We start from the raw sequence: 16,713 nt of genomic DNA on the forward strand, positions 1-16,713 counted from the left end.
CCGGCGGGCCGGCGGGGGGAGACGGGGCTCAGGGCTGACGTGGTCACATCGGTGCGTCGGGTCCTCGTCGGGTGACGAACACCACCCGGACGGCTGCGGGCCGCCGGGGGGACCGCTCACGGTGTCGCGCCCGTACTCGCCCGGAACAACGTTGCCTTGAACACAGCGCGACATAACAGCACGGATTCCGTCGCCCGTCCAGGGACATGTCAAAGGCCCCGGCGGTCTCGCGCACCCGGCCGGGGCCCCATGACGGCGCGCCCTACAGCACGCGCTGCCCCTTGCCCAGGGCGATGACGCCGCCCTTGGACACCGTGTAGAGCTCCGCGTCCCGCTGCGGGTTGACGCCGATCGTCGCGCCGGGCGGCACCTCGACGTTCTTGTCCAGGACGGCACCGCGCACGACCGCGCCCCGCCCGATGTGCACGTTGTCGTGCAGCACCGAGCCCTGGACCACCGCCCCCGGGTCGACCACCACACCCGGTGACAGCACGGACCGGGTGACCTGGCCCCGGATCAGGCAGCCGGCGCTGATGATGGACTCGCTCGCCATGCCACCGGCGTTGAAGCGGGCGGGCGAGAGCTGGCCGGAGTGGGTGTAGACGGGCCACTGGCGGTTGTACAGGTTGAACGCCGGCCGCTCGGCGATCAGGTCCATGTGCGCCTCGTAGTACGCGTCCAGCGTGCCGACGTCCCGCCAGTAGCCCTGGTCCCGGCTGGTCTCGCCGGGGACGTGGTTGGCGCTGAAGTCGTACAGGGCGGCCTCGCCGCGCTCGGTGAGCTGGGGCAGGATCGAACCGCCCATGTCGTGGACCGAGTTCTCGTCCTCCGCGTCCCGTTGCAGCGCCTCGATCAGGGCCTTGGTGGTGAAGACGTAGTTCCCCATGGAGGCGAACACGCACTCGGGATCGTCGGCGAGGCCGGGCGGGTCCGCGGGCTTCTCCAGGAAGCCCTCCACCCTCTGGCCGTCCGAACCCGGGGTGATCACCCCGAAGGCCGAGGACTCCGCGCGCGGCACCCGGATCCCGGCCACCGTGACGCCCGCGCCGCTCTCGATGTGCTGGGCGAGCATCTGGCGCGGGTCCATGCGGTAGACGTGGTCGGCTCCGAACACGGCGACGTACTCCGGCCGTTCGTCGTAGATCAGGTTGAGCGACTGGAGGATCGCGTCGGCGCTGCCCAGGTACCAGCGCGGACCGAGGCGCTGCTGGGCCGGCACCGGGGTGACGTAGTTGCCGAGCAGGCTGGACATCCGCCAGGTGGTGGTGATGTGCCGGTCCAGCGAGTGCGACTTGTACTGCGTCAGCACGCAGATGCGCAGGATGTCGCCGTTGACGAGGTTGGACAGCACGAAGTCCACCAGGCGGTACGTGCCGCCGAAGGTGACCGCCGGTTTGGCGCGGTCCGCCGTGAGGGGCATCAGACGCTTGCCCTCGCCACCCGCGAGCACGATTCCCAGGACCGAAGGACCCCCACGACGCATGGCCGCTCCCCTCACGCAGAATTTCCCCATCCCTGCCCCGGTCGGGGCCGGCTAAGCCTGTTCGAGGATCTCCTCGTAGAGCCGGACGGTACGGCGGGCCACCGCGTCCCAGCCGAACTCGCCGACCGCCCGTTCCCGTCCCGTGGCGCCCATCCGCCGGGCGGCCTTCGGGTCGTCGAGAACCGAGTCGAGCGCATGCGCGAGGCCTGCCTCGAAGTCGTCGTCCATGTCCACGAGCAGCCCGGTGACGCCGTCCTCCACGACCTCGGGGATACCGCCGACCCGGGAGGCCACCACGGGCGTGCCGCAGGCCATCGCCTCCAGGTTGACGATGCCGAGCGGCTCGTACACCGACGGGCAGACGAACACGGCGGCGTGGGTGAGCAGCTGGATCACCTCGGGGCGCGGCAGCATCTGCGGGATCCAGTGCACGCCCTTCCGGACCCGGCTCAGCTCCTCGTACAGTTCGCGGAACTCCCGGTCGATCTCGGGCGTGTCCGGGGCCCCGGCGCACAGCACGACCTGGGCGGCCGGGTCGATGCCGCGCACCGCCCGCAGCAGGTGGGGCACGCCCTTCTGCCGGGTGATCCGGCCGACGAACAGCACGTAGGGGCGGGAGCGGTCCAGGCCGACGCGGTCCAGGGCGTCGGTGCCGGGGTCGGGTCGGTACAGGCTCGTGTCGATGCCGTTGTGCACCACGTGCACCCGGGCGGGGTCCAGCGCCGGGTAGCAGCCGAGGATGTCCTCGCGCATGGCGCCGGAGACGGCGATCACCGCGTCGGCGGCCTCGATCGCGGTGCGCTCGGCCCAGCCCGACAGCGCGTAGCCCCCGCCGAGCTGCTCGGCCTTCCAGGGGCGCAGCGGCTCCAGGGAGTGGGCGGTCATCACGTGCGGCACGCCGTACAGCAGCTTGGCGAGGTGCCCGCCGAGATTGGCGTACCAGGTGTGGGAGTGGACGAGTTCGCTGCCCTCGAGTGCGGCCGTCATGGCGAGGTCCACGGAGAAGGTGCGCAGGGCGTCGTTGGAGCCGTCGAGCGCGGACCAGGGGCGGTGGCGCAGCACGCCGTCCGCGCGGCCCTCGCCCCAGCAGTGGACCTCCAGGTCCACCAGCGGGCGCAGCTCCCGGGCCAGGAACTCGACGTGGACACCCGCGCCGCCGTACACGTCCGGGGGGTACTCCCGGGTCAGCAGTCCCACTCGCACCCGTGAACCCCCTGTCTGAACGGCCGTTCCCCTCATGGTCACCCAGATGGGGCGCGTGGGGAAGGGCGGGGCGGCCGTGCGAGGCAGCAGTCGCCGCAGACGCCCGAGCCGGGGACCCGGTAGTACAGGCAGCAACTGCGGCGGCGGAAGGCGGTGAGCGGGCCGGTTCCGGCGCCCTCGAGCAGCGGGTGGGCGAGCAGTTCGCGGGCCAGGGCGAGGGCCCGGGCGCCGGCGTCGGCCCGTCCGTGGGCGCCCGCCCAGCGGTCCAGTTGCCGGGCGGAGGCGACCAGGGCGGAGGCCGCGTTGCCCCGCAGCAGCCCCGGGGCGAGACGGTGGCGGGAGCGCAGGGCCGCCGCGAGGGGGGCGAGGTGCCCGTGCAGGACGAGGTCGGCGACGGTGCCCGCGTCCGCGGGCAGCGGGCGCACTCCGGTCAGCCACAGGTCGTCGGGGGCGCTCGCCCCGGGGTCCCAGCGCAGTAGACGGGGGTCGAGGTCGGGGACCGTCCCGTACCGGGCGGCGCAGCCCAGCGTCACGGACCACAGGCGGGCGGCGAGCCCCTGGTGGGCCACGGAGGCGGCGACCCGCGCCTCGGGGGCGCGCAGGGAGCGGGCGACCGCGGCCACCCGGGAGCCCAGGGCGTCCCCGTGAACGCCCGGCGGCTCGGCGCCGTATACCTGTGCGAGGGTGGGCAGGGGCCGTCCGGCCGCGCCCGCCGTGCGCAGGACGAAGAACCCGCCGAGCGGGCGCAGCGCGGCGAGATCCGGGTCGGGCCCGGGGCCGGGATCGGGACGGGAGCCGGGATCGGGACGGGAGCCGGGAGCGCGGCCGGGTTCGGGAGTTGGGGGGTGTTCACGGTCCACGGAGTGCAGTAGTACCAAGACCCCTAGGGGGCGCCGTCAGGGACCCTCCGCCCCGCGGCACCCACCCTGGGGATGACCGGGGGGTCGTCGTACTCCATCGGCAGTAGGACTCATTGAGTGCTCAGGGACGACGACGGGAACATCCGGACACGGCATGGTGTTGGTTATGGAAGCCGACCTTTCGCCGCGCCGGGCCCAGCGCCCCGGCCTCACGCAGAGGAGCAGCCGATGAGCGCCCTCGCGTTGTCCGTGCTGCTGTCGTTCGTGTCCGCGGTGGCGTACGCGGGCGGGGCGATCGTGCAGGAACAGGTCGCGCTCACCTCTCCCGGCGAACAGTACGCGCCCCTGCGCCGGCCCGGCTGGTGGGCGGCGGTCGCGCTCAACGGCCTCGGCGGACTCCTGCACGTGGTGGCGCTCGCCTACGGCCCGCTGAGCCTGGTCCAGCCCCTGGGAGCCCTGACCATCGTCTTCGCGCTGCCCATGGCGGCGTTGTTCGTCGGGCGCAGGGCCGGGGCGACCGCCTGGCGGGGCGCGATCATGGCGACCGTGGGTCTTGCGGGCCTGCTCTCCCTGGTAGGCGCGTCCGACGCCCAGTCGCTGGACACGGCGCAGCGGATCGCGGCCGCGGTGACCACGGCCGGCGCGGTCGTGACGCTGATGATCGCCGCCCGCGCGGCGCACCGGCACCCCGCGGTGCGCAGCATCCTGCTGGCCACGGCGTCCGGAGTGGCGTTCGGCATGTCGTCCGTCTTCACGAAGACCGTCGCGGTCGACTGGACCGGCGGGGTCTCGGTGGCGGACCTGCCGTCGCTCGCGGTGATCGGCGTACTGGCCACGGCCGGCATGCTGCTGTCCCAGGCTTCCTACCGGGGCGCCGGACTCGCGGCGCCGCTCGCGACGCTGACGGTCGTGAACCCGGTGGTGGCGGCGGCGGTCGGCATCACGATGTTCGGTGAGACGTTCCGCTACGGGGCGACCGGCACGGCGCTGGCGCTCAGCTGCGGCGTGGTGGCGGCGGGCGGACTGATCCTGCTGACGACGGAGCGGCTGGCCCGGGAGCAGGCGCAGGATGCCGCACCGGAAGCCGTCCCGGCGGCCGGGTCCGCGGTGCCGGAGCCGGTGTCCGAGGCGGAGACGGGCGACCCGGTCTTCGAGGCGGTGCCCGTGGCGAAGCCGCCGACGGCCGACGGGGTGGTTCCCGACCCCGCCGAAGAGCTGCTGGCGGCGCTCGAACTGCCGGCGGACGTACGTCTGGCGGCCGCGGCGCCCGTACCCTCGCCGGCCGCGCCGCACGAGTCGACGCCGGTCCTGCCGCTGGTGTCCTACGCGCCCTTCTACGGCGGCCCGTACGTCCCGGTGCCGGCCGCGGACCGGCACCGGATGCGCATCAAATCCTGACGCCCGCGGACCCGGTGGGCCGGTGGGCGTCAGAGTCTGACTCCGCCCGCTCTCAGATAGGCCACCGGGTCGATGTCCGAGCCGAAACCGGGCCCCGTCCGCACCTCGAAGTGCAGATGCGGGCCCGAACTGTTGCCGGTCGAGCCGGAGCGACCGATCCGCTGGCCCGCGCCGACCGACTGCCCGCTCCTGACGGAGATCGCGGAGAGGTGGGCGTACTGGCTGTAGCGGCCGTCGGTGTGCCGGATCAGCACCTGGTAACCGAATGACCCCTCCCAGCCGGCGCTGACGACGCTGCCCGCGGCGATCGACTTCACGGTGGTGCCGGTCGGCACGGGGAAGTCGACCCCGGTGTGGTAGCCCTTCGACCAGGCCGATCCTGCCTTGTGGTACGGCGTGCCGAGAGGGGCGGCCACCGGGGCGACCAGCGAGCCGCCCTTCGCGGCGCGGTCCGCGCGGTCCTCCTCACGGTCCGCGGCACCCTTCCTGGCGGGTGCCTCGGCCGGCTTCGCGGGTGCCTCGGACGCCTTCCTCGCCGGTGCCTTCGCCTTCTTCCCGGCGGGCTTCGGCAGGGGGCGGCTCGTGGCAGTGCCGTCGGGCAGGGCGAGCCGCTGGCCCGGGACGATCAGGTCGGGATCGGCGCCCACGGTCGCCCGGTTGGCGTCGTACAGGCCGCGCCAGCCGCCCCGGACGCGCTCGTCCTCCGCGATGGTGGAGAGGGTGTCGCCGCGGACCACGGTGTACATCTCGGCACGGCCCGCGCGGGACTGGGGTGTGGTGTGCGGCTTCACGTCCTCCACGGAGGTCCGGCCGCTCCTGCGGCCGTCCCCGTCGGCTGCCTTGCCGCTCTTGCCGCTCTTCCCTGCCGAGCGGTCGCCCCGGTCGCCGGCCGGCCGGATGTCGGGGGTCTCGCCGCCGCGGGTCAGCCCGGCCCGCACCGAGCACACCGGCCAGGCGCCGGGGCCCTGCCCGTCGAGCACCTTCTCGGCGACGGCGATCTGCTGGTCCTTGGTGGCGAGGTCCGCGCGCGGCGCGTACCGGGTGCCGCCGTACGCCTCCCAGGTGGACCGGGTGAACTGGAGCCCGCCGTAGAAGCCGTTGCCGGTGTTGATGTTCCAGTCGTTGCTGGACTCACAGGCGGCGACCTTGTCCCACGTGTCCACGTCGGCCGCCTGTGCGGCGCCGGTTCCCATGAACGGGAGCGCCATCCCCGCACCGCCCGCGGTGACGGTGAGTGAGGCACGGTTGATCCTGTTCGGCTGATACCGGCGGTGCCGGCCGCGCACGGCCATGGAGCCCCCCTCGACAATGCGTCAGGAGGGGCAAAAGTAAGCGCCGCGAACCGGCCGTGACAAGACGCCTCTCGGCCGCCCGGATGCGCCAAGTGGCCGGGATTCTTCGTTGGGTTGCGCCTGGGGTGCCCCCGCCGGGCGGCGTGTGCGCGGGCGGGCGTGGGGCGCGTGTCGGAGGGGCCGCGGGGCGCGGGCGTCGAGCAGCCCGGGGCCGGGGCGCCGTCGGCGAGGGACGGCGGGAGCGGGCATCGAGGGGCGGAGGGAGCAGGCGCCGGTGGACGACGGGTGGGGGCGCTGAGCAGGGCGGGGCCGTGGCGCGTATCTGCCTGCGCGGTGTCCTGTACGACCCGCGCGTGCGTGCGGGGAAGCGGCACGTCAGGATGGGCGATGGCACGTCCGGCGGCCACCGACCGGCAGCACCGATACCGACGTCACTAGGAGCAACGCAATGAGCAGTTCAGCGCAGATCGGCGTCACGGGTCTCGCGGTCATGGGCCGCAACCTCGCGCGCAACTTCGCCCGCAACGGCTATACGGTCGCGGTGCACAACCGGACGGCGGCGCGTACCCACGCGCTGGTCGAGGAGTTCGGGCACGAGGGCAGCTTCGTCGCCGCCGAGACGGCCAAGGAGTTCGTGGCCGCGCTGGAACGCCCGCGACGGCTGGTGATCATGGTGAAGGCCGGCGAGCCGACGGACGCGGTGATCGAGGAGTTCGCCCCGCTCCTGGAGCCCGGTGACATGATCATCGATGGCGGCAACGCCCACTTCGTCGACACTCGGCGCCGCGAGCGCGAACTGCGGGACAAGGGCATCCACTTCGTCGGCACCGGCATCTCCGGCGGTGAGGAGGGCGCGCTCAACGGGCCGAGCATCATGCCGGGCGGCTCCGAGGAGTCGTACGAGTCCCTGGGCCCGATGCTGGAGAAGATCTCCGCGAAGGCGGCCGACGGGGCGCCCTGCGTGACCCATGTCGGCCCCGACGGAGCCGGGCACTTCGTGAAGATGGTGCACAACGGCATCGAGTACGCCGACATGCAGTTGATCGGTGAGGCGTACCAGCTGCTGCGCGACGTCGCCGGCTACTCCCCCGCGCAGATCGCGGAGATCTTCCGCACCTGGAACCGGGGGCGGCTGGACTCGTACCTGATCGAGATCACGGCCGAGGTGCTCTCCCACGTGGACGCGGCCACCGGCCGGCCGTTCGTGGACGTGGTGGTGGACCGGGCGGAGCAGAAGGGCACGGGCCGCTGGACCGTGCAGATCGCCCTCGACCTGGGCGTCCCGGTGTCCGGCATCGCGGAGGCCGTCTTCGCCCGCTCGCTGTCCGGTCACGCGGCGCTGCGGGAGGCCTCGCGCGGGCTCGCCGGTCCCCGGGCCACGCCGCTGAGCGAGACGGAGGCCGGGGCCTTCGCGGACCGCGTGGAGCAGGCGCTGTACGCGTCGAAGATCGTGTCGTACACGCAGGGCTTCCACGAGATCGCCGCGGGCAGCGAGGAGTACGGCTGGGACATCGACCTCGGTGCCGTCTCCGCGATCTGGCGCGGCGGCTGCATCATCCGCGCGGCCTTCCTGGACCGCATCCGCGCCGCCTACGACGCCCGCGCCGACCTGCCGAGCCTGCTGTCCGACGAGACGTTCGCCCGGGAGATCACCGACGCGCAGGACGACTGGCGCGAGGTCCTGGTCGCCGCGACCCGCCAGGGCGTACCGACTCCGGGCTTCGCCGCGGCGCTCGCCTACTACGACGCCCTGCGCGCGGAGCGCCTCCCGGCGGCGCTCACCCAGGGGCAGCGCGACTACTTCGGCGCGCACACCTACCGGCGCACGGACCGCGAGGGCTCGTTCCACACGCTGTGGGGCGGGGACCGGTCGGAGGTGCGGGCGTAGGCGCCGCTGCCGCACGAGGACGGGGCGGTGGACGGCCCGACGGCCTGTCCACCGCCCTTGTGCCGCCCCGTGCGTGCGGGGTCGTCAGCTCAGCGGGGGGCCGGGCTCGGGGTTCGGTACGGGTTCGGGGCCCGGCGGGATCGGGGACGGCGGGGGCTCGGGCGGCCCCGGAGCCGGAGGGGTGGGCGGCGGCCCCGGAGCAGGGGGCGGCCCGGGCGTCGGGGGCGGCCCCGGATGCGGCGGGACCGGGTGGGGCTCGGGGGGCGTCGGCTCGGGGCCCGGGGGCGGTTCCGGGGGCGGGACCGGGTGGGGCTGGGGCTCGGGGGGCGAGGGGTCCGGGCCGGGGGTGGGTCCCGGAGTGGGGCCCGGCGGAACGGGGTCCGGATACGGGTTCGTCATGGCGGATGTCCTCCGGCCAGTCGGTCGACTTCGGCTCTGGACTACTCCCCCGCCTACCCGGCGGCCGCGTCCCCAGTCACTCGCCGGCAGGACGGGGAGGGGCCAGGTGGCGGACCCCCGCCCTCCCGGCCATGCCCGGGCTGCCTCCCGTCGCACGACTGGGGGCGGGGCCCGCCGCCACCGCGTTCCCCGCCGCCGCGTTCGCTGCCTCCGCGCCCGCCGCCAGGCCCGGGCGGGGGCTGGAGAGGACCGGGGTGCGAGTCGCCGTGAGGCGTCCGGCCGGGGCCATGGACGCCTGGGCGAGGAGGACGACGTCGGCGCCGGTGACCGCGTCGGCGGCGCTCGCGACGCGGCGTACGTACGCGGCCGTGTCGCCCGCCAGGAAGCGGTCCCAGGCATCCTCGACCAGCAGGGCGCGCACCGTCACGCGGCGGCCTGCGCGGCGGGCCTCCTCCTCGACCAGGGCCTCCGTCGGCGCGAGGGTGCTCTCCAGGGCGGCGAGGACGACGACGCGCGGACCCGTGGCCACGGCCGCGGCCGCCATCGGCCGGTCGACCCTGAGGACGGGCACGCCGGCCTCCTCCGCGCACGCCTCGGCGACGGCGCCGAGGGTCGAGCAGGTGCACAGCACGGCCCGGGCACCGTCGGCGACGGCCTCCAGCACCCTCGCCCGCACGTCGTCCGCGACCGCGCCGGGACCTCCGGCCCGCGCCCGGGTCAGCAGGTGCTCGGCGACCGAGTGCCGCAGTACCAGGCCGGGGTGGTCCTCGTCGCGCAAGGCGTCGAAGACGGGCACGTGGACGGGTGAGGTGTGCAGGAGTGCGAGCACGGCCCGGCCGCCCGCCGGGCTCAGAAGCGGTCCGGGTGTGCCCGGACCCAGTCCTTCCCCGCGCGCAGCAGCTCCGGGTCGGCCGCCGGGGCCTCGTCGGGGTGCCGCTCGGCCCACTTGACGACATAGGGGCACAGCGGTGCGACGGGGACGCCCTCGCGCCCGGCGACGGCGTAGAGCTCGCGGGCCAGGGAGCCGGCGATGCCCTTCCCCTCGTGGGCGGGTGCGACGACCGTGTGCACCGGCACGAGGGCGCGCTCCGGCGACTCGAGGACGAAGTACTCGACGTGTCCGACGACCTCGCCGTCGACCACCGCCTCCAGACGTCCGGCCGCCCGGTCGTCACGGATCCCGGTGTCGCCCATGGGCACGCTCCTCGTGCGCTGCGTCGGTGGGCCCCGTCAGGCCGTGACGGCCTGCGGGCTGCGCTGCTGGTCCGAACCCGGCACGGGCTCGGACGGGTCGGCGCCCAGGGCCACGATGCGGTTGTCGCGGTCCACGTGCACGATCCGGGGTTCCAGGGCGCGTGCCTCGGCGTCGGTGACCTGAGCGTAACTGATGATGATCACCAGATCCCCGGGGTGGACGAGGTGGGCGGCGGCGCCGTTGATCCCGATCACGCCGGAACCGCGCTCGCCCTCGATGACGTACGTCTCCAGCCGCGCCCCGTTGGTGATGTCCACGATGTGCACGAGCTCGCCGGGCAGCAGGTCGGCGGCGTCCAGCAGGTCGGCGTCGATCGTCACCGATCCCACGTAGTGCAGGTCGGCCTGGGTCACGGTGGCGCGGTGAATCTTGGACTTGAACATGGTTCGAAGCACGGAGACACTCCCGGTTTGTCTGCTCCCTGCCTGCTCATTGCAGGTCAAGGGCGGTCATCGGAGCGTACAACGATTCGCAGGCCCGGTCAGCAGTCCCCGGGTGTTCCAGGGCTCACACCGACTCGCCGCCGACCGCTGCCGGCCTCCTGCACCTCCGTGCCGGAGGCACGAGCCTCGTCCTCGACTGGGCGGGCCCCGACTGCCCCGGATCCTCCACTGGGGGGCCGACCTGGGCGGCCCGGAGGGAGACACTCCCGACGACGGGAGCGTCCTGTCCGCCCTGGCCAGGGCGAGCAACCGAGTTGGGCACGAGCGTGCCCGACGTCCCGGTCCCCGTGAGCGTGCTGCCCGAGCAGTCGGCCGGCTGGCTGGGCACACCGGGGCTGTGCGGGCACCGTGAGGGCGCCGACTTCTCCAGTGCGTTCAGCGTCCGGGAGGTGCTCTTCCCGGCCCCGCGCTCGCTGGCGGTCGAAGCCGAGGACGAGCGGGCCGGGCTCGCGTTGCGATGGGAACTGGAGCTGACCGGGTCCGTTCTCGTCCGCCATCGCGCGGTACTCACCAACCATGGCCGTGTCCTGTCCGTGCTCGGCGTCCAGGCACCCACCCTCCACCCGGAGAGGCTCGCATTGATCGAGGTCAGGCGGCGGACCGTACCCCGGGCGTGACGCACCCGTACGTGGGGGCGGGGGCGCGGTCGCCCGGTTCCACCCCCGCACGGGCCCCGGCATCCGTCGGACTCCACGGCGGCGGGCAGGCGTTCCTCATCGGCTCGGGGAACTGGGCGGAGAACCAGTGCCCGGACAGCGGGGCCGCGAACAGCGCCCTGACGGCGACCGGTGCCAAGGGAGGTACCCGCGGACGGCCCCCCGGGGGAACCTCCGGGACGGGCACCTACTCCCTACAGGGCGAGGCCTGCAGCGGCTCCGGAACGTCGCCGTGCTCCTGCACGGTGACCGGTGGCCGATCACCGCTCGACGGACGGGGCGGGAGCAGGCCCGGCTGCCGGGGACGCGCCTGTGCACCGTTGTCTGCAGGGGCCGGTTCGTCTCCACGGCCCTTCTGCAGTTCATCGGCGAGGGCATGGCCGATCGAGTCGGTCACCGGGTCGGGTTGCCACGCCCACTGTCCGTTGGGGTTGCACTCGAGGAAGTACCAGTCGCCGGCGGGCGTGACGGCGAAGTCGAAGGCGCCGAAGACCAGTCGGAAGGCGTCGAGGTACGCCGACACCGAGCGCGCGATCCGGGCGGGGACGGCGATCGGCGTGCACTCCATGAGCGACTGCCGTTGCCGCCAGTCCAGGTCCGGACTGTCGATGCGGACCGCGAACACCCGGCTGCCGACAGCGGTGAGCCGTACGTCGAACGCCTTCTCCACCTTGGCCTGGAACAGATGCGGGCAGACGGCCACGGCGGGCGTGATCTCGTGCGGGCGCACTTCGCGAACCCATACCTGCTGTGCCGCGCCGTCGATCGCACAGGGCGTGTTCCACAACGGCTTGTAGACCACGGCACCGGAGTGCCGGGCGGCGAACTCGCGGGCCTGGTCGTGGTCGTTGGTGATCAACGTGGAGGGGACGGACAGGCCGCAGCGCTGTGCGGTGGCCAGCTGGGCCGGCTTGTGCTCGGCCGCCCGGTTGTTCCACGGGTGGTTGACGTAGTGGGCTCCGGGAAGTGACGCCAGGATGCCGCCGACGCCCCACAGGGACTGGGAGGCAGCGAACCGGCGCTCCTCGCCGTCCAGTTCGGGTGGCCCCTCGTAGGGGGAGGGACGGCGTGTCCAGACGGAGCGCACCGCGGTGAGGTCGAGCTCGCGGGTCGGCGTGCGCAAGGTGCCGCGTTGATCACCGGTTCGGTACGTGGCGGTGAGCGCGGCACCTGTGTGCAGGTCCGTGCCGGGGTCGAGACGGACCACGGGGACCTGGCGTTCTGCGAGGATGCGCAGGACCACGTCGGCGGTCACGTCGTGGAGGCCGGTCAGTACCAGCACCGACCCGGTCGGGCTCGTCGTCATCAGTCGTGGTCGGAGTCCGACGAGCTGTCCGAGTCATAGCTGTCGGCGCAGCTGGTGCTCGTGGAGCTCGACGTGCCGCTGCCCGTCTGGTGGTGGAGCTCGACCGCCCGGCCGCGTTCGTCGATCACCACGGCGATCTGGGTCTCCGGGTCGATCACCGCGGTGAGCGGGGGAACCGGCCGGGTCTCGGCATACGGTGCCATGCGGGTCATGCCCCAGGGTGCGCCGGCGTTCGGTGTTGTCATTGTTCGTCTCCTTCGCTTCCGACGGTTCGGGGGTTCGCTAGCGTCCGACTGTTCGGGGGCTCGCTTCCTCGGTGGGGGGAGGTCTCCGGGTCCGTGCTCACTCCCGGCGCATGAAGTCGATCTGGACCGACGCGAGGAACGGCTCCACGCTGACGCACTCCCAGCCGATCGGCTCCACGGCCGCGATGATCTTGTCGATCTCCTTGCGGATCGCCTTCATGGACACTCTGGCGCGGCTGTCGATGTCGAACCCGGCGACGAAGAGCGCGTCGCCTCTGCCGTAGGCGGTTCTGGCGTCCGAAACGAGTTTTTGCATACGCCAGGCATGTAACAGCCCCATGTGGGTCCTCTTCGTCGTGGATGCGGGCACGGCTCACACGGTGAGCGATGAGTCCATGCTGGCGAGGGGCGTTGAAATGCTGATGAAATCCCGGTTCGCCGGGCGGGTGCGGCAGCGGCAGCGGCAGCGGCAGCGGCAGCGGCAGGGGGATGGGAACAGCCTTCGTTACGGCTTCTGCCTACGCGGGTTCACCGGATGCGGTGCGGGAGCGGGCGACGGCCCGTTCGAACCGGTCGCGCGCCTGGACGAGGTCCTCCGTCGCGGCCTGGCGCCAGCCCAACCGGTTACGGATCTCGGCCTTCAGCCCGGCGCCGGGCCGTCCGCCGACCGCCGCGCGTGCCTCGGCGTGGAAGCGGGCCGCTCCGGCAGGGTTGCCCAGGCACTCCTCTGCGGCGGCGAGTCTGCCGAGGACCGCGGCGAGGAGCGGGGCGTCCCCCGCGCGCTCGGCGAGTTCGGCTGCCCTGGTCAGCGCTTCGACGGCCGGCACGTGGTGCCCGCGGTCCAACTGGAGCGTCCCCATGCGGAAGAGCGTCTTGCTCAGGATCCGGGGCCTGCCGGTCCTCTCTGCGAGACCGACCGCTGCCGCGTAGCACTCCTGCGCCTTGGCCCCCTCTCCCAGCTGATGGTGGACGGCGCCCACATTGGCCAGGTGCATCACGGCGAGCCAGTCGTCCTCCACCCCTCGGGACAGGTCGGCGGACTCGGCCAGGAGCGCGGCTGCCTCGGCCGGCTCCCCTGCCGCGTTGGCGAAGATGCCGAGGGAACCCAGAGCCCGTGCCTGCTCGAGGACATCCCCTGTGCTGCGGCTGATCCGAAGCGCTTCGCCCAGCCAGCGGCGCGCCTGCCCGTAGTGACCCTGCAGCCCGTGGGCGATGCCCATGCAGGTGCGCAGTTGGGAGACCAGGCGCTGGTCGGTGAGCTGCTCCGTGAGCGGCAGCACGATCTCGACGGCGGTCCGGCACTCGTGGTACCGGCCCTGCCGGGTGAAGTAGTCGCACAACCCCTCGGCGAGCCGGCCGGCGTCGTCCACGTGGCCGGCGGCCGCCGCCTGGGCGACCACGTCGACCAGTTCGCCGCCCGCCGCGTCCAGCCAGGCCGACGCCTCCTCCCCGTGGGCGAAGGGCGCCGTGTCGGCCCTCGGACCGGTGGGGAACGCAACGGGACCCCAGTCGCTCGCTCGGCGGGCGGCGGCCACGTAGAGCCGGAAGACCCCGGCTCGCGCCGCGGCGACTTCTGCGGGGTGCGCGGCGGCGACGTGCCGGGCGTAGACCGCGACCAGGTCGTGCAGGCGGTAGCGTCCCGTGACGGCCTCCTGGACGAGACTCGCCTCGACCAGGCTCTCCACGACGCGCTCGGCGGCGGACGGGGTGAGACCGAGCAGGGCGGCCGGCGTCAGCCGGTCGAAACTCACGGTGGGCGAGAGGCCGAGTACGCGGAACGCCCGACGCTGGGCGTCGGGAAGCTGATCGTAGGAGACCTGGAAGGCCGCCTCCACACCGCGGTCCTCGACCGCGAGTTCCGCGAGACGGTGCTCGTCGTCGGCCAGCCGGACCACCATGCGCTCCAGCGCCCACAGCGGTCGGCTCTGCATGCGAGCCCCGACGACCCGCAGGGCCAGCGGCAGCCGGTCGCACAGGCGGGCCAGTTCGCGCACCGCGGCACGCTCCGGTTCGGCCCCCGTGCCGCCGACGACACCGGTCAGCAAGGCCTCCGCCTCGTCCGTGTCCAGCGGACCCAGCGAGATCCTGCGATCGACGTCGAGGCCGGTCAGCCGCCGGCGGCTGGTCACCAGCACGAGGCTGCCCGGACCGGCGGGCAGCAGGGGGCGTACCTGTGGTGCGGCGCGTGCGTCATCGACAACCACCAGGAGCCGGAGGAAGGCGGTGGCCGCTCTCCAGGACGCCGCCAGGCCCTCGACGCCCCCCGAAGGAGCGTCGTCGCCTGCCGTGAGGTCGCCGACCACCCGCAGCAGCCGACGCAGCACGCGCTCCGGCACGACTGGTTCCCGCCCCTGCCGGTGACCGTTGAGGTCCACGAACAAGCAGCCGTCCGGGAAACGGTCGCGTACCGCCCGCGCGGCGCGCACCACGAGCGCGGTCTTGCCGACTCCGGCCATGCCGTCCACCGCACGGACCGTCACGGCCTGCTCGTCCATCGGCGCGAGGAGCGCGTCCAGCTCCTGGTCGCGCCCGGTGAAACCGGCGACGTCGACCGGTAGTTCGTCCCGCGGGCGCCGAAGGGGGCGCGCGGCCGGCGGGCGGCGCTCCGTCGACCGGGCTGCCGGCGGGGGTGCGCCGACGAGGAGACCGTCATCAGCGCGCAGCACCGCCTCGTGCACCCGCCGCAGTTCACGGCCCGGCTCCGCGCCCTGTTCCTCCACCAGACGGCGGCGCACCCTGGCGAAGACGGACAGCGCATCGGCCTGCCGGTCGGCGGCATAGAGGGCGCGCATCAACAGGGCGGCCACGGACTCGTTGTGGGGGTGCGTCGCGGACAGGGCGAAGAGCTCCGCGACGACCTCGGCGTTCTGGCCCAGCCGCAGTTGGTACTCGACCTTGTCCCGCACCAGCGCGAGCCTGTACTCCGACAGCCGTAGACGCTCCGCCTCGGCGAACGGCCCGGGGAGCGCCGACAGGGGTTCACCGTGGTACAGGTCGAGAGCGGCGGACCACGCACTGACCGCGGCGGCCGGATCACCGGAATCCCGCGCGCGGTGGGCCTCTTCGACGATCTCTCTCAGCCGGGCCACGTCCGTCCGCACGCTTCGCGCGTCGAAGCGGTAACCGCCCCGGTCGGTCACGATCACGGACCCGGAGGTACTCCCTGCTCCCGGGTCCAGCCGCCGGCGCAGCTGGTGCACATAGACCGGGACGACCTTGGCACCGGTGCCCGGCGGCTCCGGCCCCCATACACCGTCGAGCAGCTGCTGCCGGCTGACGGTGGTGCCCGGCCGCAGCAGCAGCGCCGTCAGCAGGGCCTGTTGGCGCACCGGGCCGAGGTCCAGCCGCATGTCGCCGCGCCAGGCCCGGAGCGGGCCGAGGACCGCGAACCGGAGCGGACTGCCGTGCGTCGACAGCTCCCCGTTGGATGGCACGCCGGGAAGTATAGGGCCGCGTTCGCCCCGTGGCCGTCCTCCTGTCACGTCCGTGGACCGGACCGTTGTGAGGGCGTCCGCCGGCGGCCCGTGCCGAGCGCGAGGGCCGCCGCGACGGCGGCTGGTCGTCGGAGCAGGTGCTCTGCTCCGGAAGCATCTCCGGCTCCGGTACGGGCCCCATCGACCAGACACTCATCGGCGACGGCACGAACATGTACCTGTTCTTCGCCGGCGACAACGGCAAGATCTACCGGGCCGGCATGCCGATGGGGAACTTCCCGGGCAGCTTCAGGTCGACCTCGACCGTGGTCTTGAGCGACACGACGAACAACCTGTTCGAAGCCCCGACGGTCTACAAGCTGCAGGGCCAGAACCGCTACCTGATGATCGTCGAGGCGATCGGCTCCCAGGGCCGGTACTTCCGCTCCTTCACTGCCACCAGTCTGAACGGCTCGTGGACACCCCAGGCCGCGACCGAGAGCAACCCTTTCGCCGGCAAGGCCAACAGTGGCGCCACCTGGACCAACGACATCAGCCACGGCGAACTGATCCGCACCAGTGCCGATCAGACCATGACCGTCGACCCCTGCCATCTGCAGTTGCTCTACCAAGGGCGCAGCCCCGACTCGGGCGGTGACTACGGTCTCCTGCCCTACCGTCCGGGTCTGCTGACCCTGCAGCGCTGACAGCGCCGGGGGTCCTGCTCCGTGGGGGAACAGTGGCGGGGGGGGGGGGGGGGCGGGCCCCCCCCCCCCCCCCCCCACCCAACCCCCGGCGCGGCACCCCCCCCCCCCCCGGCACAAGGTGAAATAAACGCCACCCCGCGCCCCCCCCGCCCGCCCCCCGGGGCG

At 73.4% G+C, this 16,713-nt stretch carries 14 protein-coding genes and 1 pseudogene; 4 read left to right on the forward strand and 11 right to left on the reverse strand.

Translation table 11 applies throughout. The features are described 5' to 3' along the window. Positions 1–262: 262 nt before the first annotated feature. The 3 genes from glgC to ACFYOV_RS24930 are packed head-to-tail and all read right to left on the reverse strand — an operon-like array spanning position 263 to position 3,435. Positions 263–1,483, reverse strand: a complete 1,221-nt coding sequence (glgC, locus tag ACFYOV_RS24920) for a glucose-1-phosphate adenylyltransferase (protein WP_389090806.1) — start codon at positions 1,481–1,483, stop codon at positions 263–265. Between the two features lie 51 nt (positions 1,484–1,534). Next, entirely contained in the window at positions 1,535–2,686 is a 1,152-nt protein-coding gene (gene glgA / locus ACFYOV_RS24925) for a glycogen synthase (RefSeq protein ID WP_389090808.1), read from the reverse strand. A 38-nt stretch (positions 2,687–2,724) separates the two neighbouring features. Then, positions 2,725–3,435: a (2Fe-2S)-binding protein gene (locus ACFYOV_RS24930; RefSeq protein ID WP_389090860.1), complete on the reverse strand. Its 711-nt coding sequence runs from the start codon at positions 3,433–3,435 to the stop codon at positions 2,725–2,727. A 339-nt stretch (positions 3,436–3,774) separates the two neighbouring features. Here ACFYOV_RS24930 and ACFYOV_RS24935 point away from each other — a divergent pair, with 339 nt between their 5' ends. After that, positions 3,775–4,944, forward strand: a complete 1,170-nt coding sequence (locus ACFYOV_RS24935) for a DMT family transporter (RefSeq protein WP_389090811.1) — start codon at positions 3,775–3,777, stop codon at positions 4,942–4,944. Positions 4,945–4,973: 29 nt separating this feature from the next. Here ACFYOV_RS24935 and ACFYOV_RS24940 read toward each other — a convergent pair whose 3' ends face one another. Further along, a complete protein-coding gene (locus tag ACFYOV_RS24940) occupies positions 4,974–6,236 on the reverse strand; it encodes a transglycosylase family protein (RefSeq protein WP_389090813.1) in 1,263 nt (420 codons plus the stop codon). A gap of 448 nt (positions 6,237–6,684) precedes the next feature. Here ACFYOV_RS24940 and gndA point away from each other — a divergent pair, with 448 nt between their 5' ends. After that, positions 6,685–8,124, forward strand: a complete 1,440-nt coding sequence (gene gndA, locus ACFYOV_RS24945; protein WP_389090816.1) for an NADP-dependent phosphogluconate dehydrogenase — start codon at positions 6,685–6,687, stop codon at positions 8,122–8,124. 475 nt (positions 8,125–8,599) lie between these two features. Here gndA and ACFYOV_RS24950 read toward each other — a convergent pair whose 3' ends face one another. Genes ACFYOV_RS24950 through panD form a run of 3 tightly spaced genes read right to left on the reverse strand, consistent with a single transcriptional unit; the run spans position 8,600 to position 10,173 of the window. After that, positions 8,600–9,352 (reverse strand): aspartate/glutamate racemase family protein, encoded by a 753-nt coding sequence (locus ACFYOV_RS24950; RefSeq protein WP_389090818.1) that lies wholly within the window; start codon positions 9,350–9,352, stop codon positions 8,600–8,602. Between the two features lie 20 nt (positions 9,353–9,372). Then, the gene (locus tag ACFYOV_RS24955) at positions 9,373–9,717 is read right to left on the reverse strand and encodes a GNAT family N-acetyltransferase (protein WP_389090820.1); all 345 of its coding nucleotides are present in this window, start codon (positions 9,715–9,717) and stop codon (positions 9,373–9,375) included. Between the two features lie 36 nt (positions 9,718–9,753). Then, positions 9,754–10,173, reverse strand: a complete 420-nt coding sequence (gene panD, locus ACFYOV_RS24960) for an aspartate 1-decarboxylase (RefSeq protein WP_389090822.1) — start codon at positions 10,171–10,173, stop codon at positions 9,754–9,756. Between the two features lie 302 nt (positions 10,174–10,475). Here panD and ACFYOV_RS24965 point away from each other — a divergent pair, with 302 nt between their 5' ends. Continuing rightward, on the forward strand, positions 10,476–10,838 hold the full coding sequence (locus ACFYOV_RS24965; protein ID WP_389090824.1) for a hypothetical protein: 363 nt from the start codon (positions 10,476–10,478) through the stop codon (positions 10,836–10,838). Between the two features lie 226 nt (positions 10,839–11,064). On the opposite strand, the gene tgmB is transcribed toward ACFYOV_RS24965, so the two are convergent. The 4 genes from tgmB to ACFYOV_RS24985 all read right to left on the reverse strand — a co-directional run bounded on the left by tgmB (position 11,065) and on the right by ACFYOV_RS24985 (position 15,862). Beyond that, a complete protein-coding gene (tgmB, locus tag ACFYOV_RS24970) occupies positions 11,065–12,183 on the reverse strand; it encodes an ATP-grasp ribosomal peptide maturase (protein ID WP_389090826.1) in 1,119 nt (372 codons plus the stop codon). Next, the gene (gene tgmA, locus ACFYOV_RS24975) at positions 12,183–12,428 is read right to left on the reverse strand and encodes a putative ATP-grasp-modified RiPP (protein ID WP_389090828.1); all 246 of its coding nucleotides are present in this window, start codon (positions 12,426–12,428) and stop codon (positions 12,183–12,185) included. Before tgmA ends, tgmB begins: the two co-directional genes overlap by 1 nt. A 97-nt stretch (positions 12,429–12,525) precedes the next feature. Next, positions 12,526–12,744 carry a hypothetical protein gene (locus ACFYOV_RS24980; protein WP_389090830.1) on the reverse strand — a complete coding sequence of 73 codons (219 nt, stop codon included), beginning with the start codon at positions 12,742–12,744 and terminating at the stop codon, positions 12,526–12,528. A 202-nt stretch (positions 12,745–12,946) separates the two neighbouring features. Next, a complete protein-coding gene (locus tag ACFYOV_RS24985) occupies positions 12,947–15,862 on the reverse strand; it encodes a BTAD domain-containing putative transcriptional regulator (RefSeq protein WP_389090833.1) in 2,916 nt (971 codons plus the stop codon). Positions 15,863–15,978: 116 nt separating this feature from the next. On the opposite strand from ACFYOV_RS24985, the pseudogene ACFYOV_RS24990 reads away from it, so the two are divergent. Further along, positions 15,979–16,548: pseudogene (locus ACFYOV_RS24990) on the forward strand (non-reducing end alpha-L-arabinofuranosidase family hydrolase); the annotation flags it as partial. Positions 16,549–16,713: the final 165 nt, after the last annotated feature.

It is taken from the genome of Streptomyces sp. NPDC005931, assembly GCF_042871235.1.
Classification (GTDB): domain Bacteria; phylum Actinomycetota; class Actinomycetes; order Streptomycetales; family Streptomycetaceae; genus Streptomyces.